Below are 22,990 nucleotides of genomic sequence, written 5' to 3' on the forward strand. Positions count from 1 at the left end.
TCGGGCCCCGGCGTCCGGGCGGGCGCCGTTGCCGGGCCGGTCGGTGCCGGTCGGTGCCGGAGGTCGTCCACAGGCTGTGGCCGACGGGGCTCGGTCTGTGGACGAAGCCGCTGGTGAGCGGCGTGCGGGGCGGTACGTCTGAGCGCGTATGCCCACAGGTGTGCGTGACCGTCCGGGTTTAGGCTCGGAGGGGGCACGAGGTGCCCCACACGCCACACAGCGACCTAAGGAACAACTGATGGAGCTCGGTCTCGTCGGCCTCGGCAAGATGGGCGGCAACATGCGCGAGCGGATCCGCCGCGCCGGCCACACCGTCGTCGGATACGACCGCAACCCGGACCTCGCGGACGTCCACAGCCTCGAAGAGCTGGTGGGCAAGCTCAAGGGCCCGCGGGTGGTCTGGGTGATGGTCCCGGCCGGCGCCGCCACCCAGTCGACCGTCGACGAGCTCGGCGAGTTGCTGGAGCCGGGCGACGTCGTCGTCGACGGCGGCAACTCCCGCTGGACGGACGACGAGAAGCACGCCGAGGAGCTCGCGGCCAAGGGCATCGGGTTCGTCGACTGCGGCGTCTCCGGGGGCGTCTGGGGCCTGGAGAACGGCTACGCGCTGATGTACGGCGGTGACGCGGAGAACGTCGCCAAGGTGCAGCCGGTCTTCGACGCGCTCAAGCCCGAGGGCGACTTCGGCGCGGTGCACGCCGGCAAGGTCGGCGCCGGTCACTTCGCCAAGATGGTCCACAACGGCATCGAGTACGCCATGATGCAGGCCTACGCCGAGGGCTGGGAGCTGCTGGAGAAGGTCGACTCGGTCACGGACGTGCGCGAGGTCTTCCGGTCCTGGCAGGAGGGCACGGTCATCCGGTCCTGGCTGCTGGACCTGGCCGTCAACGCCCTCGACGAGGACGAGCACCTGGACCGGCTGCGCGGCTTCGCCCAGGACTCCGGCGAGGGCCGGTGGACGGTCGAGGCGGCCATCGACAACGCCGTGCCGCTGCCCGCGATCACGGCCTCGCTGTTCGCCCGGTTCGCCTCCCGGCAGGACGACTCGCCGCAGATGAAGATGATCGCGGCGCTGCGCAACCAGTTCGGCGGCCACGCCGTCGAGAAGAAGTAATCCACAGGGTCGCGTCCGCGATCCACAACCCGCGATCCACACCCTGGGGAGGTCGGCGAACGACCATGCACGTCACGCATCTGTCGCTGGCCGACTTCCGCTCGTACGCCCGGGTCGAAGTTCCGCTCGATCCGGGCGTCACCGCTTTCGTGGGGCCCAACGGGCAGGGCAAGACCAATCTCGTCGAGGCCGTCGGCTATCTGGCCACGCTGGGCAGCCACCGGGTCGCTTCGGACGCGCCCTTGGTGCGGATGGGCGCCGACCGTGCGATCGTGCGGGCGCAGGTCAGGCAGGGCGAGCGGCAGCAGCTGGTCGAGCTGGAGCTGAACCCGGGCCGGGCCAACCGGGCTCGTATCAACCGGTCTTCGCAGGTCAAGCCGCGTGATGTGCTGGGCATCGTCAGGACGGTGCTGTTCGCGCCGGAGGATCTGGCGCTGGTGAAGGGCGACCCCGGTGAGCGGCGCCGCTTCCTCGACGAGCTGATCACCGCGCGCTCGCCGCGGATGGCGGGGGTGCGGGCGGACTACGAGCGGGTGCTCAAGCAGCGCAACACGCTGCTGAAGTCGGCGGCGCTGGCGCGCCGGCACGGGGGCCGTTCCATGGACCTGTCGACGCTGGACGTGTGGGACCAGCATCTCGCGCGCGTGGGTGCGGAGTTGCTGGCTCAGCGGCTCGATCTGGTGGCCGCGATCCAGCCGCTGGCCGACAAGGCGTACGAGCAGCTCGCGCCCGGTGGCGGTCCCGTGGGCCTGGAGTACAGGCCGTCGGCGCCGGGTGAGGCGCACACGCGTGAGGATCTGTACGAGCAGTTGACGGCGGCGCTCGTGGAGGCGCGCAAGCAGGAGATCGAGCGGGGCGTCACGCTGGTGGGTCCGCACCGGGACGATCTGACGCTGAAGCTGGGTCCGCTGCCCGCCAAGGGGTACGCCTCGCACGGGGAGTCCTGGTCGTACGCGCTGGCGCTGCGGCTGGCCTCGTACGACCTGCTGCGGGCGGAGGGCAACGAGCCGGTGCTGGTCCTGGACGACGTGTTCGCGGAGCTGGACGCCCGTCGGCGGGAGCGGTTGGCGGAGCTGGTGGCGCCGGGTGAGCAGGTGTTGGTGACGGCGGCGGTCGACGACGACGTGCCGGGGGTGCTCGCGGGGGCGCGGTACAGCGTGTCCGAGGGGTCGGTGGAGCGCGTATGAGCGGTGACGAGGCCGAGGCGAAGGGGGCGCCGGAGCGGGTGCCGGAGCCTTCGGGCGTCGATCTCGCGCGCGTGGCGCTGAGGGCGGCGCGGGAGCAGGCACGCGCGCGTGGGGACGCGGCGCAGCAGAAGAAGCAGGCCCGGCGCGGGGGAGGGCTGCGCTCCGGGGCGGGCGCGGACGGCCGTGATCCTCTGGCGCTGGGGGCCGCGATCAACCGGCTGCTGACCGAGCGGGGCTGGGAGGCGCCGGCGGCGGTGGGCGGGGTGATGGGCCGGTGGCCGCAGATCGTCGGGGAGGACGTGGCCAAGCACTGTGAGCCGGAGCGGTACGACGAGGAGGAGCGGGCGTTGATCGTGCGCTGTGACTCCACGGCGTGGGCGACGAACCTGCGGCTGCTCGCCCCGACGCTCGTGGCGCGGCTGAACGAGGATCTCGGTCATGGCACGGTCCGGTTGATCAAGGTTCTCGGTCCGGGGGGTCCGCAGCGTCGCTACGGTCCCTTGAGGGCGCCGGGGAGCACTGGTCCCGGTGATACCTACGGGTGACGTGTATCACGTCTTGGTGCGGCCGGGCGGTCCTGACGGGACCGTCCGGCCTTCTTTTCGCGCGCCCGCGTGCGAGTGCGAATCGGGACGTGACTCCCAAGTAGCCAAGGGTTGACACCTGGAAGCGCTGAGTGCCTCCGTGAGCCTCTTGGAGCCCCCTTCCGTATATCGGGACCCGGAAGAGACCGGTTGAGGGCGGCACATGCGGACTCAGGTACCGGCAAACCCCCATCAGTGTCAGTGCTACCGGTAGACTGGAAGCCAATCCCGCCCCGAACGTGGGGACCGCCCGGGAAAAGCTGAGCAACGCTGATCAAGGCTTACCAACGCAACATGCCGCAGCCGCTCCGGCAACCCGCCGACGAGCCTGGCTGGTGCTGTGCCAGAAAGGGCGCTTCGTGGCCGATTCCGGCAACCCCAACGAGAACATCCCGTCCACCGACGCCGGCGCGAGCAGCGGGGCGTCCGCCTCGTCGAGCCACGAGGTCACCGCCTCGTACGACGCCAGCGCCATTACCGTCCTCGAGGGCCTGGACGCCGTCCGCAAGCGACCCGGTATGTACATCGGTTCCACCGGTGAGCGCGGTCTGCACCACCTCGTGTACGAGGTCGTCGACAACTCGGTCGACGAGGCGCTGGCCGGTCACGCGGACACCATCGACGTGACGATCCTGGCCGACGGCGGTGTACGGGTCACCGACAACGGCCGCGGCATCCCGGTGGGCATCGTCGCCTCCGAGGGCAAGCCGGCCCTCGAGGTCGTGCTGACCGTGCTGCACGCGGGCGGCAAGTTCGGCGGCGGCGGTTACGCGGTCTCCGGCGGTCTGCACGGCGTCGGCGTGTCCGTCGTCAACGCGCTGTCCAGCAAGGTCGCCGTCGAGGTCAGGACGGACGGCCACCGCTGGACGCAGGACTACAAGATGGGCGTTCCGACGGCGCCGCTGGCCAAGCACGAGGCCATCGCGGACACGGGCACGTCGGTCACCTTCTGGGCCGACGCGGACATCTTCGAGACGACCGAGTACTCCTTCGAGACGCTGTCGCGGCGCTTCCAGGAGATGGCGTTCCTCAACAAGGGCCTGACGATCAGGCTCACCGACGAGCGCGAGTCGGCGAAGGCGACCGCCGGGGCGGACGAGGCGGGTGCGGACGAGAAGGACGAGGTCAAGACCGTCACGTACCACTACGAGGGCGGCATCGTCGACTTCGTGAAGTACCTCAACTCCCGCAAGGGTGAGGCGGTTCACCCGACGGTCATCGACTTGGAGGCGGAGGACAAGGACAAGAGCCTGTCCCTCGAGGTCGCCATGCAGTGGAACAGCGGTTACAGCGAGGGCGTGTACTCCTTCGCCAACATCATTCACACGCATGAGGGCGGCACGCACGAGGAGGGCTTCCGTGCGGCGCTGACGAACCTGGTCAACAAGTACGCGCGTGACAAGAAGCTGCTGCGCGAGAAGGACGACAACCTCACGGGCGACGACATCCGCGAGGGTCTGACGGCGATCATCTCGGTGAAGCTGAGCGAGCCTCAGTTCGAGGGCCAGACCAAGACCAAGCTGGGCAACACGGAGGCCAAGACCTTCGTCCAGAAGGCGGTCTACGAGCACCTCAACGACTGGCTGGACCGTAATCCGGTGGAGGCGGCGGACATCGTCCGCAAGGGCATCCAGGCGGCCACCGCGCGCGTGGCGGCCCGCAAGGCCCGCGACCTGACGCGCCGCAAGGGGCTGCTGGAGTCGGCGTCGCTGCCGGGCAAGCTCTCCGACTGCCAGTCGAACGACCCGACCAAGTGCGAGATCTTCATCGTCGAGGGCGACTCGGCCGGCGGTTCGGCCAAGTCCGGCCGCAACCCGCAGTACCAGGCGATCCTCCCGATCCGCGGCAAGATCCTCAACGTCGAGAAGGCGCGGATCGACAAGATCCTGCAGAACCAGGAGATCCAGGCGCTGATCTCCGCCTTCGGCACCGGTGTGCACGAGGACTTCGACATCGAGAAGCTCCGCTATCACAAGATCATCCTGATGGCGGACGCCGACGTCGACGGTCAGCACATCAGCACCCTGCTGCTGACCTTCCTGTTCCGCTTCATGCGGCCGCTGGTCGAGTCCGGGCACGTGTACCTCTCCCGTCCGCCGCTCTACAAGATCAAGTGGGGCCGGGACGACATCGAGTACGCGTACTCGGACCGTGAGCGCGACGCGCTGATCGAGATGGGCCGCCAGCGTGGCAAGCGGGTGCGCGAGGACTCCATCCAGCGCTTCAAGGGCCTCGGCGAGATGAACGCCGAGGAGCTGCGCATCACGACGATGGACCAGGAGCACCGCGTCCTCGGCCAGGTCACCCTCGACGACGCGGCGCAGGCCGACGACCTGTTCTCGGTCCTCATGGGCGAGGACGTGGAGGCGCGTCGCGCCTTCATCCAGCGCAACGCCAAGGACGTCCGCTTCCTCGACATCTGAGTCGGTCTCAGCTGACCGCACCAGGAAGGATCCCCACCAGCAATGACCGACGAGAACACTCCCGTCACCCCTGAAGAGGGCGGCGACATCGCCATGCGCATCGAGCCCGTGGGGCTCGAGACGGAGATGCAGCGCTCGTACCTCGACTACGCGATGTCCGTCATCGTCTCGCGCGCGCTGCCGGACGTCCGCGACGGCCTCAAGCCCGTCCACCGCCGCGTGCTGTACGCGATGTACGACGGCGGCTACCGGCCCGAGCGCGGCTTCTACAAGTGCGCCCGCGTCGTGGGCGACGTCATGGGCAACTACCATCCGCACGGCGACAGTTCGATCTACGACGCCCTGGTGCGGCTGGCCCAGCCGTGGTCGATGCGCATGCCGCTCGTGGACTCCAACGGCAACTTCGGCTCGCCGGGCAACGACCCGGCGGCGGCCATGCGCTACACCGAGTGCAAGATGGCGCCGCTGTCGATGGAGATGGTCCGCGACATCGACGAGGAGACCGTCGACTTCACGGACAACTACGACGGCCGCTCCAAGGAGCCGACCGTCCTGCCGGCCCGCTTCCCGAACCTGCTGATCAACGGCTCGGCCGGTATCGCGGTCGGCATGGCGACGAACATCCCCTCGCACAACCTGCGCGAGGTCGCGTCCGGCGCCCAGTGGTACCTGGAGAACCCGGAGGCCTCCCACGAGGAGCTCCTGGACGCGCTGATGGAGCGCATCAAGGGCCCCGACTTCCCGACCGGCGCGCTCGTCGTGGGCCGCAAGGGCATCGAGGAGGCGTACCGCACGGGCCGCGGCTCGATCACCATGCGGGCGGTCGTCGAGGTCGAGGAGATCCAGAACCGCCAGTGCCTGGTGGTCACCGAGCTGCCCTACCAGGTCAACCCGGACAACCTCGCGCAGAAGATCGCCGACCTGGTGAAGGACAGCAAGATCGGCGGCATCGCGGACGTCCGCGACGAGACGTCCTCGCGCACCGGTCAGCGGCTGGTCATCGTCCTCAAGAGGGACGCGGTCGCCAAGGTCGTCCTGAACAACCTGTACAAGCACACGGACCTGCAGACGAACTTCGGCGCGAACATGCTGGCGCTCGTCGACGGCGTTCCGCGCACGCTGTCCCTGGACGCGTTCATCCGCCACTGGGTGACGCACCAGATCGAGGTCATCGTTCGCCGTACGCGCTTCCGGCTGCGCAAGGCCGAGGAGCGGGCGCACATCCTGCGCGGTCTGCTGAAGGCCCTGGACGCCATCGATGAGGTCATCGCGCTGATCCGGCGCAGCGACACCGTCGACATCGCGCGCACGGGCCTGATGGAGCTCCTGGAGATCGACGAGATCCAGGCCAACGCCATCCTCGAGATGCAGCTGCGCCGGCTGGCGGCCCTGGAGCGCCAGAAGATCATCCAGGAGCACGACGAGCTTCAGGCGAAGATCACCGAGTACAACGCGATCCTCGCGTCCCCGGAGCGCCAGCGCTCGATCGTGAGCGCGGAGCTGGCGGCGATCGTCGAGAAGTACGGCGACGACCGCAAGACGATGCTGGTGCCCTACGACGGCGACATGTCCATCGAGGACCTCATCGCCGAGGAGGACATCGTCGTCACCGTCACGCGCGGGGGCTACGTCAAGCGCACCAAGACGGACGACTACCGCGCCCAGAAGCGCGGCGGCAAGGGCGTGCGTGGCGCGAAGCTGAAGGAAGACGACATCGTCGACCACTTCTTCGTCTCCACGACGCACCACTGGCTGCTGTTCTTCACCAACAAGGGCCGCGTCTACCGCGCGAAGGCGTACGAGCTGCCGGACGCCGGGCGGGACGCGCGCGGGCAGCACGTCGCGAACCTGCTGGCGTTCCAGCCGGACGAGGCGATCGCCGAGATCCTCGCGATCCGCACCTACGAGGTGGCGCCCTACCTGGTCCTGGCCACCAAGGGCGGCTTGGTGAAGAAGACGCCTCTGAAGGATTACGATTCGCCGCGTTCCGGTGGTGTCATCGCCATCAACCTCCGTGAGACGGAGGACGGTTCCGACGACGAACTGATCGGCGCCGAACTCGTCTCGGCCGACGATGATCTGCTTCTGATCAGCAAGAAGGCACAGTCGATCAGGTTCACCGCCACGGACGAAAGTCTGCGGCCCATGGGCCGTGCGACCTCGGGTGTCAAGGGCATGAGCTTCCGCGAGGGAGACCAGCTGCTCTCGATGAATGTTGTTCGACCCGGTACGTTCGTGTTCACTGCCACAGACGGCGGGTACGCGAAGCGGACCGCCGTCGACGAGTACCGCGTCCAGGGTCGCGGCGGCCTCGGCATCAAGGCCGCCAAGATCGTCGAGGACCGTGGCTCCCTCGTCGGCGCGCTGGTGGTCGAGGAGACCGACGAGATCCTCGCCATCACGCTGGGCGGCGGTGTGATTCGTACGCGAGTCAACGAGATCAGGGAGACGGGCCGTGACACCATGGGCGTCCAACTGATCAACCTGGGCAAGCGCGATGCCGTCGTCGGCATCGCACGTAACGCCGAGGCGGGGCGCGAGGCGGAGGAGGTCGACGGCGACATCGCCGCCGACGAGACCGCCGACGGCGCCACGACCGCCGGCACGGACGAGGGTGAGGCGCCCTCGGCCGAGTAGCACGAGGAGTGAGTCATCGTGAGCGGAGCCACGGGCGCCGGTACGTCTGCCGGTACGGACAAGAGCGGCGGCGGCCGTGGCTCCGCCTCGCCCCAGGGGGACGCGCGCAAGACCGACGCGCGGGGCGCCGAGGGGCGTGCGGCGGACACCCACACGACCCAGCTGAAGGCCATCAAGGCGCCCGTGGCCGGCTCGTCCTCCTCCCCCTCGACCCCGACCGACCCACAAGGCCCGAAGGGCTCCCAGGGGGGAACCGTGACGGACACCAGAGGCCCGCAGGCCACGCAGCCCGACCCGTCGCCGCTTCCCGGCGAGCGTCAGCCGCAGCAGCCCGCCGGGCCCTACCACCCGCCGCAGGCCTACCCGCCCCAGGCGGCCCCGGCCTCGACCGGCGCGGTACGACGACCGCGGACCGGCGCCCGCACCGCGCCACGCGTGCGCAAGGCGCGCCTGCGCGTGGCCAAGGCCGACCCGTGGTCGGTGATGAAGGTCAGCTTCCTGCTCTCCATCGCCCTCGGCATCTGCACGATCGTCGCGGCCGCCGTGCTGTGGATGGTCATGGACGCGATGGGCGTCTTCTCGACGGTCGGCGGCACGATCTCCGAGGCCACCGGCTCCAACGAGTCGAACGGCTTCGACCTCCAGTCGTTCCTCTCGCTCCCTCACGTGCTGATGTTCACGGCGATCATCGCGGTCATCGACGTCGTCCTCGCGACGGCCCTGGCGACCCTCGGCGCGTTCATCTACAACCTCTCCGCGGGCTTCGTCGGCGGCGTCGAACTGACGCTGGCCGAGGACGAGTGACCCGGCCCTCACCAGGCCCGCGCACCCCCGCGCAGAACCCCGCGCGTATCGATTTTGGGACTGCCCAGGTCGTGCGCTAATCTTCAGGAGTCAGCGCGCGGGACACACCCCGCACAGCGCGGCGGGGCTATAGCTCAGTTGGTTAGAGCGCATCCCTGATAAGGATGAGGCCACAGGTTCAAATCCTGTTAGCCCCACATGCGAGAAGGCCCCCGGTCCAGTGGACCGGGGGCCTTTTTGACATCCACGGCTGACATCCACGGCTGACACCAATGGCGTCGGACGGCTGCGGTCAGCCGTCGGGCGGGTCCTCCGGCAAGCTCTGCGAGCAGCGCCACAGCTTCACTACGCCGAGCCCGGTCGCCCGTTTCCGGCTTTGCGTGCCGGAGCGGCCTCCTGCGCTGCTAACGTCCGCGCATGGTGAGCATTCGGATCGGCTTCCCCGGGATCTCCGTCGGGCTGGAGAACGTCACTCTCTCGGCATGGCGGAAGAAGAAGACCGATCCGGCTGGGCCGTTCCTGATCATCGCGCGTGACTGCGGACTGGCCCTCGACACGGCGTGGCGCAACCAGCAGGGCGAAGAACCCCACTTGTGGGCACCGCATGCGGAGAGGCAGCAGTTGTGGCTTCTTCGTCCGAGCGGGGTGAAGGGGGAGGTCCTCATCGTCTCGGCGGACAACGGACTCGCGCTCGACTCCACACGTGACTCTCAGAAGCCAGATCTGCTGATGTGCGAGCCCACCGCGGAAGCTCCCCAGCGCTGGCGGCTGAAGAAGTCGCCCGACGGGGCCGCGTTCGAAGTGGAGGCAGTGCACAGCCGACGTCTGCTGACGGCTGGCGGAGACTTCAGGCCGACGTACAAACCGTGGTTCGACGACCGCCGATCCGTACGGGCGCAGCAATGGCTCTTCGCCCTTCCCCACGGCGGCGACCCGACCACACGGTGAGCGAACGACACCGCTCCCCCTGCCGGCCGTCCGAACCCGTGCATGATGGCGCAGGGGAATCAGCCTCCGGTCAGCGCGGACGACGGGGGAATCGTGGATTACCGACTCAGCTTCTTTGGCCGGTCCGGGGAAGAGGGGGGCGCCGAGGCGCTTGATCGCCTGCTGGACCGGCTGCTGGAGAGCGGTGACGGTCTGTGGGGCGAGTCGTCGGAGCCGTTGGAGGACTCGGTGGCCGCGTTCAGGCTCGGCACGATCAGCGGTGACGGCCTCGGCCCGGTCGCGGACCTGCTGACGCTGGACGTGCGTGTCGGCGTGGCCGAGATCGCCGAGTCCGTGATCGCCGCGTCACCCCATGACGAGCGGGGCATATGGGGATGCGACCTGCTGGTCACCGTCGCCCTCGGCGGGGACGACCCGGACTGGGCTCTGCTGCACCGCATCTGGACTGCGGTGGTGGACCTGTGGGCAGCGGTTGCGTGGGACGAGTCCTCCGGTTTCGGGGTCGCTGCCGGCGCAGTACCCAAGCCTTGACCTCTCGTCCCGGCGCGGGGTCCCGGACATGGCGAAGGCCCGGGTGCTCCTGGGGGAGCTGCCGGGCCTGTCCGTGCGGGCTGTACGCAGGTTCGCCGTTACGTCTGCTTCGAAGTCGGGAAGGCGCCCGAGGCTCAGCGCAGGAGCGGGACGGCCGGTTCGGCGGGGTCGGCCGGCTCGGCCGGTTCGCAGGAGGTCGCGGTCTGCTCCGTCTGGTCCGCGTCGGGGAGGCCGCGGTGGCGGCAGCTGGGGGACTTGCCGTGGGCCTCGGCCCGGATGCGCTGCTTCATCGTGGGGGGAAGCGAGCGGGCCTGGGACCAGAGCCAGGGTGAGGCCGCCGCGGGCCGCTCGGGCGTCCGGACGGTGGCCGCGCTCTCGCCGGTGCGTGCCGGCCCGGTCTGCGCCGGCGCCGCCGCGGCGGTCGTCGTGATGAGTCCGAGCGCCGTGCACAGCGCCAGGACGGCGGTGACGACGGCGGTCCACAGTTTCATGACCCGGTTCTCGGTCATGGCCCCTCACTTTCGGGTTGGGCGATTTGCGTACTTTCCTCATGATGTGTATGGGCGGCACGAAGTGGTGGACCGACGCTCGCGGCGTGGCGTTGTTCTGATGAACACCACCCGGATGGCCGCAAGAGGGCGAAAAAGCGGAGGAAGAGGGGCTCTCCTGGCGATCTCGGGCGAAAATCACCCTCCGTGGAGGTGTGATCACCCTCCGATCGGAGCGGCGTCCTCCGCTCCTACTGAGCTGCCGGGAGCGGGAGTTGGGGGCGGGACGCAGGTCACCGATCGGTATCGGCCGGTGTGTATAGTCGGGCGCCAGAGGTCCCCAACGTCAAGGAAAGACGAGGTCGCGCGGTGAAGAAGCTTCTCCTGGTCGCACTGGCCGCTATCGGCGGGCTCCTCGTGTACCGCCAGATCCAGGCGGATCGCGCCGAGCAGGATCTGTGGACGGAGGCGACCGACTCCGTGCCCACGGGTTCGTGAGTACCGATACCGAAGACTGAGCAGACCCCGGCCGCCGTAGCGGTCGGGGTCTTGTGTTGCACGCACGCCCGGGCGGGGTTACATGCGGGCTTTTCGGACGCCCGTACGCAATGCGCGGGTGCCGTGGGCGCGAGCGGGGCAGGATGGCCCACGTTCGGTCGAAGGCGAGGGGGCGGGGTCGATGGACCGGCGTGCGGGACGGCGGAGCGGGCTGGGCGAGGGCGCCGGCCGGCGGGCCGTCGTACGGATCACGGCCGTGTGCGCGACGCTCTGCGCGGCCGCCGTGGCGCTGCCCGCACCGGCCGCCCTGGCCGCGCCCGACGTCCCGTCCTACGCCTTCTCCGACGACGCCCGCACCGTCCCGGCGGCCACGGGCACCACCGGCGCCGCCGGACTCGAACCCGGCGCGACCTACCGCAGCTCCCTCGTCCTTCCCTCCCCGCCGGGAACCGGGAGCGAGAGCCCCGACGGCAGCCAGGGCGAAGGACAGGGCGGCAGCCAGGACGACAGCGAGGACGGCGGCCAGGAGGACGGGCGGGGACACGCGGGGGGAGAAGTCGCGAAGGCCTACTTCCGGCTCGAACTCGACGACGTCTCCAACGTCTACGTCGGCGTGACGGCCATCCCGCGCGCGGGATCGGAACTCGCCGTCGGCGACGGGATCAGCGTCTCCGTGCAGGACGCGGACAGCACCGCCTGCTCCCGCGACTCGGCGATCGTCGGAGCGTCCAAGAGCCCGCACCCGATCACCGCATGGGCCGCACGCGAGCTCCAGCCGGGCCGGGGCGCCTGCCAGAAGGCGGGGACGTACTACGTCGTCGTCGAACGCACCCGCACCAGAGCCGCAGCGACCACCGGGACCGGGACCGGTGCCACGACCGGCGAGGGCGTCGGCGCCGGTGAGGAGCCGTGGGAGCTGGAGATCGCGCCCGTCTCCGAACCGGCCCTCACCAAGGACGCCGCCGCCCGCGTGCCCGAGAAGCCCGGGACGTGGGACTCCGCCACGCCCGCGCCGCCCACCGGCGCACCCGCCGCCGTCCGGGGCGGGGCCGGCTTCACCCGGGCGACCGTCGTGGAACCCGGCGTCCTGCGCGACGGGATCGTCCCCGGACAGACCCTCTTCTACAAGGTCCCCGTCGACTGGGGCCAGCAGGTCTCCGCCTCCGTCGACCTCGGCAGCGCGGACGAGGACTCCGGGTACGTCGTCGAGGCCCTCGACATGACGCTCTACAACCCGGTCCGAGCCGAGGTGAAGGACGTGAGCGTCGGCTACGGCGGCCGTCAGAAGTCGGCGGCGCTCGCGCCCGTGCCGCCGGTCGGATACGCCAACCGCCGCGCGTCTGCGAGCGCCACCAAGGCCCTGCGGTTCGCCGGCTCCTACTACCTCGTCGTGCACCTCGCCGCCCAGGTGCGCGAGCGCTTCGGAGCGGGCCCCTACGGCCTGACCCTGCGCGTGCGCGTCGACGGCGGCGCACAGCCCGCCCCGGGCTACGCCGGACGCTCCGCGCCGCGCGGATTCTTCGACGTCGGCGCCCGCGACCCCGAGCTGACGGCGGGGCCCGCACCGGCGCGCGCCGGAGCCTCAGGAGGAGGCGGCGGCGTGGACGGCGACCCCGCCATGACGGCGGTCGCCGTGGGCGGCATCGGCGCGGGAAGCGTCCTGCTGGCGGTGCTCGGGGCCTGGACGCTGGCCGCTCGGCGCAGGGCCGCGGCTCAGATGCGCGCCAACGCCCAGAACCCCACGGCGTAGCAGGCCAGCGCCAGCAGCAGCATCGGCACCGCGACCTTGACGGGCGGCCCCGGCCGCCCCGGGCGCACCGCGCGATGCCCCCGACGACGTCCGCCCCGCACCGGACCCGATGCGGCCGACCCGACCGACCCGACCGACCCGGCCGGCGGGAGCGGGTCCTGCGCGGTGTACGAGGCGGTGGAGGAGTCCGGTTGGCGGCCGCTCCGGGAGGGCGGCGTGAACGGCTGTCCCGGCGCGTGGGAAGGGCCGGGGGAGCCGAGCGGGGCCCGGTGCGGCGGCGCCGGGACCTGCGGGGGCGCGGGCGGCGGTGCGTAGGCGGGCGGCCGCGGAACGGGCGTCCGCTCCGACGTGAACGCGGACGCCGGCGTGGTCGGCGGCGTGGTCGGCGGTGTGGTCGTGGTCGGCGGTGTGGGCGTCGGCGTGAGGGAGGACGCTCCCGTCGGCTGCGGTGGGGGCAGGTGGAAGCTTCCGGTGTCCGACATCGAGGGGGGCGCTGCCCGCCGCGAGTCGATCGGCGCCGAGTCGGTGCCGGGCCACGCCGAACCGGAGCCCGAACCGGAGCCCGTACCGCCGTCACCGGTGCCGCCGTCCCTCCCACTGCCGGTACCGGTGCCGGTACCAGGGGTGAGGCGACCGGCGCCGAATCCGTTGCCCGCGCCCGTGCCGGCCGGAACGCCCGTGCCGGGCCACGCCGTGCCGGAGGGGAGGGCTCCGCTGCCCCCGGGGGCCGATTCGGGGGCGATCGTTTCCGGCCGCGAGGGCAGGGATCCGGCGTCCGGGCGGGCCGTGTCGGCGCCGGAACCGCCCACGGCGCCGGGCGGGGCGGGCAGCGAGCCCGTGCCGCGCGCGGCACGCAGGGGGCCTTCGGGGCCGAACCCCGCAGGCAGGGGCCCCAGTTGGTCGAAGATCTCGATCGTCTCGTCGTCCGGGCCCGGCTCCGGCAGCAGTTCGACGGCGGCGGCGAGCGCCTTGCGCGCCCCCGTGGCCGAGCGGAAACGTGCCTGCGGATCCGGCTGGAGCAGGGTGGCTATGACCTGCCAGAGCGGCTCGGGGACCGTCTTGGGAGCGCTCGGCGTTCCGTGCTCCGCGAAGTACTGCACGAGCGCCTTGGCGTCGGGTTTGGCGCCCTCCAGCAGATACAGCGCCACCAGGCCGACGGCGAACAGGTCGGCCGGGAAGTCCGGATCCGCGCCGAGCATCTGCTCGGGCGCGAGGTAACCGGGCGTGCCCACCACGAGGTTGGTGTCCGTCAGACGGGGTTCGCCCAGCCGCATCGCGATGCCGAAGTCGGACAGCCGCAGACGCGGCCGGCCCGTTCCCGTGGCCTCCAGCAGGATGTTGGCCGGTTTGATGTCACGATGCACGACGCCTTCGGCGTGCACCGCCGTGAGACCGGCCAGAAGCTGGTCGAGCAGCGTGCACACGAACACCGGGGGCAGCGGCCCGTAGTCGTTGACGAGGTGGACCAGCGAACCCCCCGCCACCAGGTCCATCGTGAACAGGACCTTGTCGTCGTCGGCGGCCCAGCTGGCGGGGGCGAGCACATGGGGATGGTCGATCCGCAACGCCTGCTCGCGCACGAAGCGCAGCAGCGCGTGCGCGTCGCTCTGCTGGAGCACCTTGGCGGCCACGTAACGGCGCCGGCGGTGGTCCCAGGCGCGCCAGACCGCGCCGACCCCGCCCCGGCCGATCGGATCTGCCAGTTCGTACCGTGCGGCGAAGACCTCACCCATGGCAGTGCGTCGCTCCTCCCCCTCGGTCCCCCCGGGATTCGCAGGTCCCGGGTCTCTTCGTTCCGGGTCTCTCCGGTCCCCCCGGGCCCCCGGTCGCGGAGGTGTCCTCTTCTGCCACTTCCCCCGTGCGGAGCGCCACGACCCTCCGCGGCGAGCCGACTGCACGACCCCCCGTGCGCTCGCCGTCGTTCCCTGCGGTTCCATGTGGTTCCGCGCCGTGCCGTGTCGTTCCGTGTCGTTTCCGTTCCCTGCGGCCGTGCCGCGTCGCAGCAGTCCCCCGACTGCTCCGGCTCCCTCCGGCCGCTTCGGTCTTACCTGGTCGCCACCGGTCCCCCGACCACTGGCCGACCACCCGTCCGCCCGACTGCCGAACCCCCTTCGGCGACCGGGCCGAGGGCTCAGTTCTGGTGGGACTGGTAGTGCGCCACCGCGTCGGACGTCCGGCCCGCGCCGTACACCCGGAGGAACTCTGCCAGTTCCGGGTGGGTCGGGGCGAGGGTGTCGGCCGCCTCGATGATGTCGCCCGCGGCGGCCACCGAGCGCAGCAGCGACTGGATCTCGCGGACCACCCGCTTGACCGTGGGCGCCCCCGAACTGTTCGTCGTGTGTGTGGTGTTGCTGAGCACCGAACCCCCCTGGGACCGCTTGATCTCGTCCATGCGCTCGGTCGCCTCGGCAGCGCTGACGCTGCCGTCCGCGACCTGCGCCGCCAACTCCTGCAGCAGTTGCACCCGCTGCACCACGGCCGGGTTGCCGATCTTCGCCCGCTGACCGCTCATCAGCTGCGACAGCATCGGCGCCGACAGTCCCAGCACCCCCGCGAGACGAGCCTGGTTGAGACCAAGATCGTCGATGAGCTTACGGAAGAGCGCCCCCAGCGGCTCCCCGTACCAGTTCCGCTGCAGTTCCCGCGCTCTCGCGGTCGCTTCCTGCTGTGCGGCGTCCATTGCGTCTCCCCATCGCTTCCCCAGAAACGCGGTTCGCTGTAGCGAACCGCGTTTCTGCATCCTACGGAGAGTGGTCATCCGCGGGGACCCCCCATGTTTTTGCGAGATACCCCGGGTGACCCGGTACTCTGGTCTGCGGCGCCCGCCGGTACGAGATCCACACCGGCCGGACGTCCGTCGCGGGGCCTTAGCTCAGTTGGTAGAGCGCTGTCTTTGCATGGCAGATGTCAGGGGTTCGACTCCCCTAGGCTCCACACGAAGAAGACCCCTCCTACCTGCGCAGATGCAGGTAGGAGGGGTCTTCGGCGTGACAGGGGCGGGGTGCGGGGACCGCGTCGCCGTCCGTGCCGCGTGGTGCCCGGCGCCGGCCGGTCAGGTGCGGTCGTCGCGATGCGCGGCCTCCTCCTCGGCCTGCTTGGCCTGTACCTCGGGGTCCAGGACGGCGGGTTCGCCGCTGCCGTCCACGGCGGCGGCGGGTTCGCCGCTGCCGTCCACGGCGGTCAGACCGCCCGAGGCGGGAACCTCCGTGGCCGCGGGCGGCTCGACGAGCCAGTCCGGGTTGGCCTGCTTGTCCCACCACTTCCAGGCCGCGAAGGCGCCGCCCGCGACCAGGCCGATCAGGGCCAGGGACTTGGCGACCCGGCCCGCCTTGGCGCGACGCCGGTGCTTGCGCACCAGCTTCTCGATCTCCTTCGGCGTCACCTGACCGCGCAGTGCGGCCAGCGCGGCGGCGCCCCGGGCGGCGGCCTCCTCCTTCACGGGGCCGGCCGCGGCGACCGCCTGTTCGATCCGCGGTCGGGAGTACTCGGCGGCCTGCCGCGCGGCCAGGCGGGTCCGTGCGGCCGCCTCCTGCGCGGCCAGATCGACCTTCGGCGGGACATGGGTCTTCGCTTGCTCCAGGCGCGGGGCGACGTGGGCGTCATACTGCACGCGGGCCTGTTCGGCGGCCTGCGACACCTTGGGCGCGAGCCGTACGCGGGCCTCATGCGCGTAAAGCGCGGCCCGCTCCTTGGCCGTGTCGGCGTAGGGCGCCACCACTTCCGCGGCGTGCAGCACGCTGTCCTTCGCCGAGCCGGTCGCGGCGCGCACGCTGTCGATGCGGGTCACGTGTTCCTCCTCCTCGGTGGCGTACGGTATTTCGACTTTCCACCCTTTTACGGATCATGCCTGCCGACGGCCTTCTCGGCATGTGCGGACGGGCATCCGGGTGCCGGTCACGAGTCATCGTGGGCACATCGTGGCCGGATCGTGGGTGAATGACATCCAATAGTGGATCTATTCGGGTCATATTCCGGGGAATGCCGACAGAGCATCGGTCAAACGACAAAGCCGACGATGCCACGGATCGGCCCCGACCGCTCCCGTCCCGGACGACCCGGACGCAATTCCGTGCCCGATCCGTCGGTTCCGGTCCCGGAACGAGCCGTCAGGCACCGCCCGTCCCCGGCCGTGCGAGGATCGGGTCGTCACAGGAACAACGGAAGGCAGATCGTGGCCGAGCAGCTGTACGCCACCCTGAAGACCAACCACGGCGACATCGAGATCCGGCTCTTCCCGGACCACACCCCGAAGACGGTCAGGAACTTCGTCGAACTCGCCACCGGCGAGCGGGCCTGGGTCAACCCCGAGACGGGCGCGAAGTCCACGGACAAGCTGTACGACGGCACCGTCTTCCACCGGGTGATCAGCGGATTCATGATCCAGGGCGGTGACCCGCTCGGCAACGGCACCGGAGGCCCCGGCTACCAGTTCGAGGACGAGTTCCACCCCGACCTGCGCTTCGACCGCCCGTACCTGCTGGCCATGGCCAACGCCGGACCGGGCACCAACGGCTCGCAGTTCTTCATCACGGTCTCGCCGACGGCCTGGCTGACCCGCAAGCACACCATCTTCGGCGAGGTCAGCGGCGTGGCGAGCCAGAAGGTCGTGGACGCCATCGCCACCGCCCCGACCAACCCCCGCACCGACCGTCCGCTGAAGGACGTCGTCATCGAGTCGGTCGTCGTCGAGACCCGCCAGGTCTGAGCGAGCCCGAGCTCTCGTCCGCGGCCTCCAGCCCTCCGATCCGGGACGGAAGCCGCCGGAGCGGCGGCCCGGGAACCATGCGCCCTGCTCATCCGTATGGATGGGCAGGGCGGCTTCTTTCCCGTCCGACCCCATCGGATCCGGCCCCTGTGAGCCGACGTCCTTCGATCCCGTCCCATCCATCGCGACCATCGCCGCCTCGCACGACTCATCTGGGGGAGCCCATGGACCAGGCGCCAGGCAGCCGGCAGGACGACGCGCACAACGGCCTGCCCGTCTGCTACCGGCACCCCGACCGCGAGACCGGCATCCGCTGCACCCGCTGCGAGCGCCCGATCTGCCCCGAGTGCATGGTCAGCGCCTCCGTCGGCTTCCAGTGCCCGGCCTGCGTCCGCGACGGCTCCGGCACGGGACACGCACCGGACGCCTCACAGCCCCGCACCCTCGCGGGCGGCACGATCGCCGCCGACCCCCATCTGGTCACCAAGATCCTCGTCGGCCTCAACCTCGCGCTGTTCGTGGTCCAGCAGGCCGTCGGCGACAGCTTCACGGAACGGTTCGAGCTGATCGGCCGCGCGGTGATGCCGGACCTCGGCTTCGGCGTGCTCCAGGGCGTGGCCGAAGGCCAGTGGTACCGGCTGCTGACCTCGATGTTCCTGCACCTCACCTACATCCACATCCTGTTCAACATGCTCAGTCTGTGGTGGATCGGCGGCCCCCTCGAACAGGCCCTCGGCCGCGCCCGGTACCTGGCGCTCTATCTGGTGTCCGGACTCGCCGGCAGCGCGCTGACCTACCTGATCACCGAGCCCAACGCGGCGTCCCTCGGCGCATCCGGAGCGATCTACGGCCTCTTCGGGGCGTTCGTCGTGCTGGTGCGCCGCCAGCGCTACGACATGCGGCCGGTCCTCGCCCTGCTGGCGATCAACCTGCTCTTCACGTTCCGCTGGGCCGGCATCGCCTGGCAGGCGCACATCGGCGGCCTGGCCGCCGGACTCGTCATCGGCGCCGTCATGATCTACGCCCCGCGCGAGCGCCGCGCCCTGATCCAGTACGGGACGTGCGCGCTCGTCCTGGTGGCCGTCCTGGTCATCACGCTCCTGAGAACGGCCCAGCTCACCTGAGCGCCTGGTTGTCCACAGTCTGTGGCGAATCTTGTGCACAACGTGCGGGAACGACCGCGCCCCCTGGCGCTGACCGCTATTCGTGCAGGTCAGGCAGGGGGCGAACGGGCATTCGAGTGAGAGCGACGACCGGTACTTCCGTCACACCGGCGTCAACCTCCGGTGAGTTATCCACAGATCGTCTTTCTTTTCCCCAGATCACTGTGGATAACTCAGTGGATAACCCTGGGCAGAGCTGGTCGCGCTACTTCCACTGGGTGGAGACGCCGAAGCCGGCGGCGATGAACCCGAAGCCCACGACGATGTTCCAGTTGTCCAACTGGTCGATGGGCAGCGAACCGTCGGTGACGTAGAAGACCACGATCCAGGCCAGTCCGATGAGGAACATGGCCAGCATCACGGGCGCGACCCAGGCGCGGCTGTTCAGCTTGATCGCGGTCGTCTGCTTCGCCGGCGGCGGCGTGTAGTCGGCCTTCTTGCGGATACGTGACTTCGGCACGAGGGTCTCTCCTGTCGATGCGCTGCGTGGCCGCGCAGGTGCTGGGTCGGGCTCGGGGGCTGCGTACTAGGGGACTGAAGGGCTCCCCCGGGCGTCCGTTAGCGTAGTGCTTCTACGGCGCTGAAGGAGATAAGGGTACGTTGAGCAATTCTGCCGACTCCCCCCGGACGGGATCAACGGGTTCCACCCCGGATCCCGCCCCCGTTTCCCCTTCCGCCCCCTCCCCCGCTCCCTCGGAGGGCCGCCGGGGCCGCTTCCGGCCCGTGCGCGTGCTCACCGCGGGCGTCTTCGCCCTCGCCGGACTGCTCTTCTTCACCAGCTTCACCACCGCCAAGGGCACGAACATCCGCACCGACGCCTCACTGCTGAAGCTGTCCGACCTCATCCAGGAGCGCAGCCACAGGAACGGCGAGCTGGACGAGGCGAACGGCCGCCTGCGCGAGGACGTCGAGTCCCTCGCCGAGGCCGACGACGGCAGCACGAAGGCGCAGGACGACAAGCTCGCCGGGCTGGAGAAGAGCGCGGGCACCCAGAAGGTCAGGGGCAGGGCGATCACCGTCACGCTCAACGACGCACCGCCGAACGCCACCGCCAAGCTCCCCGGCTACCCGGAGCCGCAGCCCGACTACCTGGTGATCCACCAGCAGGACCTGCAAGCGGTGGTGAACGCGCTCTGGCAGGGCGGGGCCCAGGGCATCAAGGTCATGGACCAGCGGCTGATCTCCACCAGCGCGGTGCGCTGCGTCGGCAACACCCTGATCCTCCAGGGCCGGGTCTACTCGCCGCCGTACAAGATCCAGGCGGTCGGGGATCCGCAGAGGATGCAGCGGGCGCTCGCGGAAGCGCCGTCGATCCAGAACTACATGGTGTACGTGAACGTGTACGGCCTCGGCTGGAAAGTCACCGAGGACGGGACGGTGACTCTGCCGGGCTACTCGGGCACAGTGGATCTGCACTACGCGAAGCCTGTGGAGTAGTCGAGCGTCGGCCGCCGGGGGGCGCCTGTGTCGGTGCGGGTCGTCGTCAGGACGGTGAGCGAGCTGTGCATCACCGCCGGAGCCGTCATCGTCCTGTTCGTCGTCTATGTGCTGTTCTGGACCGGGGTGCGGGCCGACCGGGCGATGGACGACCAGATCGACGCCCTGCACGACCAGTGGGCCCGGCAGGGGCGGGGGGCCGCCCCGAGCCCGGGCCCGAGCGCGGGTGCCGGCGGCGGTGCGGGGTCGGCCGTCCGGGTGACGCCGTACGGTGACGGCCGGCCCTTCGCGGTGATGTACATCCCGCGGCTCGGTTTCACGTGGAACAAACCGGTGCTGGAGGGGACGGCGACCGGCACCCTGAAGAAGGGGCTGGGCCACTATCGGGGGACCGCCCGGCTGGGTGGGACCGGGAACTTCTCCGTCGCGGGCCACCGCCGGACCTACGGCGATCCTTTCAAGGACTTCCCCGAGCTCAGACGGGGTGACGCGGTGGTGCTGACGGACGGGACCACCTGGTTCACGTATCGGATCGACAAAGGCCCCTACAAAACCGTGCCCTCGGACGTCGAGGTGATCGACGCTGTGCCACGTAAGTCGGGGTATACGCGTCCGGGCCGGTACCTGACGTTGACGACGTGCGATCCGGAATGGGGGCACAGTCACCGGCTGATCGTCTGGGCGCACCTGGACTCCACACAGCCTGTGGAGGCAGGCGAACCGAGGGCACTGCGCCGTTAGTCTGGTGGCGTACGGCGTGAGTCAGGTGCCGTGGTGCGACGGAAGGGACGGCATGTACGGCTGGATCTGGCGGCATCTGCCGGGAAACGCGTGGGTGAAGGCGCTGATCTCGATCATGCTGGTCGTGGCCGTGGTGTACGCGCTTTTCCAGTACGTCTTCCCGTGGGCCGAACCGCTGCTTCCCTTCAACGATGTGACGGTGGACAACCAGTGAGCGCGCGCATTCTCGTCGTCGACAACTACGACAGCTTCGTCTTCAACCTGGTCCAGTACCTGTACCAGCTGGGCGCCGAGTGCGAGGTCCTGCGCAACGACGAGGTCTCCACGGCCCATGCCCAGGACGGGTTCGACGGTGTGCTGCTCTCGCCCGGTCCGGGCACGCCCGAGGAGGCCGGGGTGTGCGTGGAGATGGTGCGGCACTGTGCGGCCACCGGGGTGCCCGTCTTCGGCGTCTGTCTGGGCATGCAGTCGATGCAGGTGGCCTACGGCGGGGTGGTGGACCGGGCGCCGGAGCTGCTGCACGGCAAGACGTCGCCGGTGGAGCACGGGGGCAGGGGCGTCTTCGCGGGGCTGCCCAGCCCGTTCACCGCGACCCGGTACCACTCGCTGGCCGCGGAGCCGGGGACGGTGCCGGCCGAGCTGGAGGTGACGGCCCGTACGCAGGACGGGATCATCATGGGGCTGCGCCACCGTGAACTGCCCGTCGAGGGCGTGCAGTTCCATCCCGAGTCGGTGCTGACCGAGCACGGGCACCGGATGCTGGCCAACTGGCTGGCGGAGTGCGGCGACCAGAGCGCGGTGGCGAGGTCGGCGGGGCTCGCCCCGGTGGTGGGCAGGGCCACGGCGTGACCGCGCTGCGTCCCGAGCGTGAGGACTCGTACGGCGCCGCGTCGTACGAGTCCTTCGGCGGTGACCGCCGTGCGGGGACGGGGCAGTCGTATCTGCCGCCGGCCGACGACGAGACGGTGGCGTTGCGGCTGCCGCCGGCGTCGGCGTTCGGCGGCGGCTCCCTACCGGCCTCTGGCGGCTCGGCGGCCTCCGCGGCCCCTGGATCTCCGGCGGGTGGGCGTGCGGCCCGCAGGAAGGCGGCCAAGGGGCGTCATGGCCGTCACGGGGGTCATGGCGGCCCCGAGGGGCACGGTGGGCGTGACGCGGGCGCCGGGGCGCGGGACGGGCTGGACGCGTCGTCCTCGTCCCGTGGCGAGCGGCCGCTGTCCCGTGTGGAGGCGCGGCGCCGGCAGCGGGCCCGCAGGCCGAGTGCGGCGGTGGTCGCCAGCCGGGCGGTGGGCGAGGTGTTCATCACCACGGGTGTGCTGATGCTGCTGTTCGTCACCTACCAGTTGTGGTGGACGAACGTGCGGGCCCATGCGCAGGCGGACCGGGAGGCCAGCAGCCTCCAGGACGACTGGGCGAGCGGGAAGGGCGCCCCCGGGGTGTTCTCGCCGGGGCAGGGTTTCGCGATCCTGCACATTCCCAAGCTGGACGTGGTGGTGCCGATCGCCGAGGGCGTGAGCAACAAGAAGGTGCTCGACAAGGGGATGGTGGGGCACTACGGCGAGGGTGCGCTGACGACGGCGATGCCGGACGCGAAGACCGGCAACTTCGGGCTCGCGGGTCACCGCAACACGCACGGCGAGCCGTTCCGGTACATCAACCGGTTGCAGGCGGGTGACGACATCGTCGTCGAGACGCAGGACGAGTACTTCGTCTACAAGATGGCGTCCTCGTTGCCGGTGACCTCGCCGGGCAACACGAGCGTGCTGGATCCGGTCCCGCCGGGCTCGGGGTTCACCGGGCCGGGCCGGTACATCACGCTCACGACGTGCACGCCGGAGTTCACCAGCAAGTACCGGCTGATCGTCTGGGGCAAGATGGTCGAGGAACGGCCGCGGAGCAAGGGCAAGCCGGACGCGCTCGTCGAGTAGGCGCGCGGTCCGGGTGGCATGCGGTCCGGGTGGCAGGCCCGGGCGGGCATGCAGT

At 70.3% G+C, this 22,990-nt stretch carries 22 protein-coding genes and 2 tRNA genes; 19 read left to right on the forward strand and 5 right to left on the reverse strand.

All coding sequences use genetic code 11. The features are described 5' to 3' along the window. Positions 1–238: 238 nt before the first annotated feature. The 9 genes from gnd to OG802_RS17995 all read left to right on the forward strand — a co-directional run bounded on the left by gnd (position 239) and on the right by OG802_RS17995 (position 10,228). On the forward strand, positions 239–1,114 hold the full coding sequence (gnd, locus tag OG802_RS17955; RefSeq protein ID WP_329411744.1) for a phosphogluconate dehydrogenase (NAD(+)-dependent, decarboxylating): 876 nt from the start codon (positions 239–241) through the stop codon (positions 1,112–1,114). Between the two features lie 65 nt (positions 1,115–1,179). Further along, positions 1,180–2,301, forward strand: a complete 1,122-nt coding sequence (gene recF / locus OG802_RS17960) for a DNA replication/repair protein RecF (protein ID WP_329411745.1) — start codon at positions 1,180–1,182, stop codon at positions 2,299–2,301. Beyond that, the gene (locus OG802_RS17965; protein ID WP_329411747.1) at positions 2,298–2,846 is read left to right on the forward strand and encodes a DUF721 domain-containing protein; all 549 of its coding nucleotides are present in this window, start codon (positions 2,298–2,300) and stop codon (positions 2,844–2,846) included. The genes recF and OG802_RS17965 overlap by 4 nt, the downstream gene beginning before the upstream one ends. A gap of 374 nt (positions 2,847–3,220) precedes the next feature. Then, positions 3,221–5,308, forward strand: coding sequence for a DNA topoisomerase (ATP-hydrolyzing) subunit B (gene gyrB, locus OG802_RS17970; RefSeq protein ID WP_329411748.1), 2,088 nt, complete (start codon positions 3,221–3,223; stop codon positions 5,306–5,308). A gap of 42 nt (positions 5,309–5,350) precedes the next feature. After that, positions 5,351–7,945 (forward strand): DNA gyrase subunit A, encoded by a 2,595-nt coding sequence (gene gyrA / locus OG802_RS17975; protein ID WP_329411749.1) that lies wholly within the window; start codon positions 5,351–5,353, stop codon positions 7,943–7,945. 18 nt (positions 7,946–7,963) lie between these two features. Beyond that, entirely contained in the window at positions 7,964–8,749 is a 786-nt protein-coding gene (locus OG802_RS17980) for a DUF3566 domain-containing protein (protein WP_329411752.1), read from the forward strand. Between the two features lie 123 nt (positions 8,750–8,872). Continuing rightward, positions 8,873–8,946, forward strand: a tRNA-Ile gene (locus OG802_RS17985). 220 nt (positions 8,947–9,166) lie between these two features. After that, entirely contained in the window at positions 9,167–9,697 is a 531-nt protein-coding gene (locus OG802_RS17990) for an RICIN domain-containing protein (RefSeq protein WP_329411753.1), read from the forward strand. Between the two features lie 42 nt (positions 9,698–9,739). After that, the gene (locus OG802_RS17995) at positions 9,740–10,228 is read left to right on the forward strand and encodes a hypothetical protein (RefSeq protein WP_329411755.1); all 489 of its coding nucleotides are present in this window, start codon (positions 9,740–9,742) and stop codon (positions 10,226–10,228) included. A 134-nt stretch (positions 10,229–10,362) separates the two neighbouring features. On the opposite strand, the gene OG802_RS18000 is transcribed toward OG802_RS17995, so the two are convergent. Further along, on the reverse strand, positions 10,363–10,737 hold the full coding sequence (locus OG802_RS18000) for a DUF6344 domain-containing protein (protein ID WP_329411756.1): 375 nt from the start codon (positions 10,735–10,737) through the stop codon (positions 10,363–10,365). Positions 10,738–11,085: 348 nt separating this feature from the next. On the opposite strand from OG802_RS18000, the gene OG802_RS18005 reads away from it, so the two are divergent. Beyond that, positions 11,086–11,214 (forward strand): DLW-39 family protein, encoded by a 129-nt coding sequence (locus OG802_RS18005; protein ID WP_003999697.1) that lies wholly within the window; start codon positions 11,086–11,088, stop codon positions 11,212–11,214. A 181-nt stretch (positions 11,215–11,395) separates the two neighbouring features. After that, complete coding sequence (locus OG802_RS18010; RefSeq protein ID WP_329411758.1) at positions 11,396–12,964, forward strand: hypothetical protein; 1,569 nt, start codon at positions 11,396–11,398, stop codon at positions 12,962–12,964. On the opposite strand, the gene OG802_RS18015 is transcribed toward OG802_RS18010, so the two are convergent. After that, entirely contained in the window at positions 12,928–14,697 is a 1,770-nt protein-coding gene (locus OG802_RS18015) for a serine/threonine-protein kinase (RefSeq protein WP_329411760.1), read from the reverse strand. The genes OG802_RS18010 and OG802_RS18015 overlap by 37 nt on opposite strands. Positions 14,698–15,095: 398 nt before the next feature. Beyond that, positions 15,096–15,644 carry a helix-turn-helix domain-containing protein gene (locus tag OG802_RS18020; RefSeq protein ID WP_190148176.1) on the reverse strand — a complete coding sequence of 183 codons (549 nt, stop codon included), beginning with the start codon at positions 15,642–15,644 and terminating at the stop codon, positions 15,096–15,098. Between the two features lie 181 nt (positions 15,645–15,825). On the opposite strand from OG802_RS18020, the gene OG802_RS18025 reads away from it, so the two are divergent. Beyond that, positions 15,826–15,898 (forward strand) — tRNA-Ala (locus OG802_RS18025). Between the two features lie 118 nt (positions 15,899–16,016). On the opposite strand, the gene OG802_RS18030 is transcribed toward OG802_RS18025, so the two are convergent. After that, on the reverse strand, positions 16,017–16,751 hold the full coding sequence (locus tag OG802_RS18030) for a DUF5324 family protein (RefSeq protein WP_329411762.1): 735 nt from the start codon (positions 16,749–16,751) through the stop codon (positions 16,017–16,019). A gap of 384 nt (positions 16,752–17,135) precedes the next feature. Here OG802_RS18030 and OG802_RS18035 point away from each other — a divergent pair, with 384 nt between their 5' ends. After that, positions 17,136–17,669, forward strand: coding sequence for a peptidylprolyl isomerase (locus OG802_RS18035; protein WP_329411763.1), 534 nt, complete (start codon positions 17,136–17,138; stop codon positions 17,667–17,669). A 224-nt stretch (positions 17,670–17,893) separates the two neighbouring features. Beyond that, a complete protein-coding gene (locus OG802_RS18040) occupies positions 17,894–18,793 on the forward strand; it encodes a rhomboid family intramembrane serine protease (RefSeq protein WP_329411765.1) in 900 nt (299 codons plus the stop codon). 244 nt (positions 18,794–19,037) lie between these two features. Here OG802_RS18040 and crgA read toward each other — a convergent pair whose 3' ends face one another. Then, a complete protein-coding gene (crgA, locus tag OG802_RS18045; protein ID WP_329411766.1) occupies positions 19,038–19,292 on the reverse strand; it encodes a cell division protein CrgA in 255 nt (84 codons plus the stop codon). A 140-nt stretch (positions 19,293–19,432) separates the two neighbouring features. Here crgA and OG802_RS18050 point away from each other — a divergent pair, with 140 nt between their 5' ends. From OG802_RS18050 to OG802_RS18070, 5 genes are read left to right on the forward strand one after another with little or no spacing between them, the layout of a single operon-like run. After that, complete coding sequence (locus OG802_RS18050) at positions 19,433–20,269, forward strand: DUF881 domain-containing protein (RefSeq protein ID WP_329411768.1); 837 nt, start codon at positions 19,433–19,435, stop codon at positions 20,267–20,269. A gap of 33 nt (positions 20,270–20,302) precedes the next feature. Further along, positions 20,303–21,010, forward strand: a complete 708-nt coding sequence (locus OG802_RS18055; RefSeq protein ID WP_329417153.1) for a class E sortase — start codon at positions 20,303–20,305, stop codon at positions 21,008–21,010. A 16-nt stretch (positions 21,011–21,026) separates the two neighbouring features. Beyond that, a complete protein-coding gene (locus tag OG802_RS18060; RefSeq protein WP_256912138.1) occupies positions 21,027–21,224 on the forward strand; it encodes a hypothetical protein in 198 nt (65 codons plus the stop codon). Next, the gene (locus OG802_RS18065) at positions 21,221–21,859 is read left to right on the forward strand and encodes an aminodeoxychorismate/anthranilate synthase component II (protein WP_329411769.1); all 639 of its coding nucleotides are present in this window, start codon (positions 21,221–21,223) and stop codon (positions 21,857–21,859) included. The genes OG802_RS18060 and OG802_RS18065 overlap by 4 nt, the downstream gene beginning before the upstream one ends. Continuing rightward, positions 21,856–22,935, forward strand: a complete 1,080-nt coding sequence (locus OG802_RS18070; protein ID WP_329411770.1) for a class E sortase — start codon at positions 21,856–21,858, stop codon at positions 22,933–22,935. Before OG802_RS18065 ends, OG802_RS18070 begins: the two co-directional genes overlap by 4 nt. Positions 22,936–22,990: the final 55 nt, after the last annotated feature.

Source organism: Streptomyces sp. NBC_00704 (genome assembly GCF_036226605.1).
Classification (GTDB): Bacteria; Actinomycetota; Actinomycetes; order Streptomycetales; family Streptomycetaceae; genus Streptomyces.

Coding starts and splice junctions, on each gene's coding strand:
- gnd (WP_329411744.1), top strand. CDS start 239: ATGGAGCTCGGTCTCGTCGGCCTCGGCAAGATGGGCGGCAACATGCGC.
- recF (WP_329411745.1), top strand. CDS start 1,180: ATGCACGTCACGCATCTGTCGCTGGCCGACTTCCGCTCGTACGCCCGG.
- OG802_RS17965 (WP_329411747.1), top strand. CDS start 2,298: ATGAGCGGTGACGAGGCCGAGGCGAAGGGGGCGCCGGAGCGGGTGCCG.
- gyrA (WP_329411749.1), top strand. CDS start 5,351: ATGACCGACGAGAACACTCCCGTCACCCCTGAAGAGGGCGGCGACATC.
- OG802_RS17990 (WP_329411753.1), top strand. CDS start 9,167: ATGGTGAGCATTCGGATCGGCTTCCCCGGGATCTCCGTCGGGCTGGAG.
- OG802_RS17995 (WP_329411755.1), top strand. CDS start 9,740: ATGATGGCGCAGGGGAATCAGCCTCCGGTCAGCGCGGACGACGGGGGA.
- OG802_RS18000 (WP_329411756.1), bottom strand. CDS start 10,737: ATGACCGAGAACCGGGTCATGAAACTGTGGACCGCCGTCGTCACCGCC.
- OG802_RS18010 (WP_329411758.1), top strand. CDS start 11,396: ATGGACCGGCGTGCGGGACGGCGGAGCGGGCTGGGCGAGGGCGCCGGC.
- OG802_RS18015 (WP_329411760.1), bottom strand. CDS start 14,697: ATGGGTGAGGTCTTCGCCGCACGGTACGAACTGGCAGATCCGATCGGC.
- OG802_RS18020 (WP_190148176.1), bottom strand. CDS start 15,644: ATGGACGCCGCACAGCAGGAAGCGACCGCGAGAGCGCGGGAACTGCAG.
- OG802_RS18040 (WP_329411765.1), top strand. CDS start 17,894: ATGGACCAGGCGCCAGGCAGCCGGCAGGACGACGCGCACAACGGCCTG.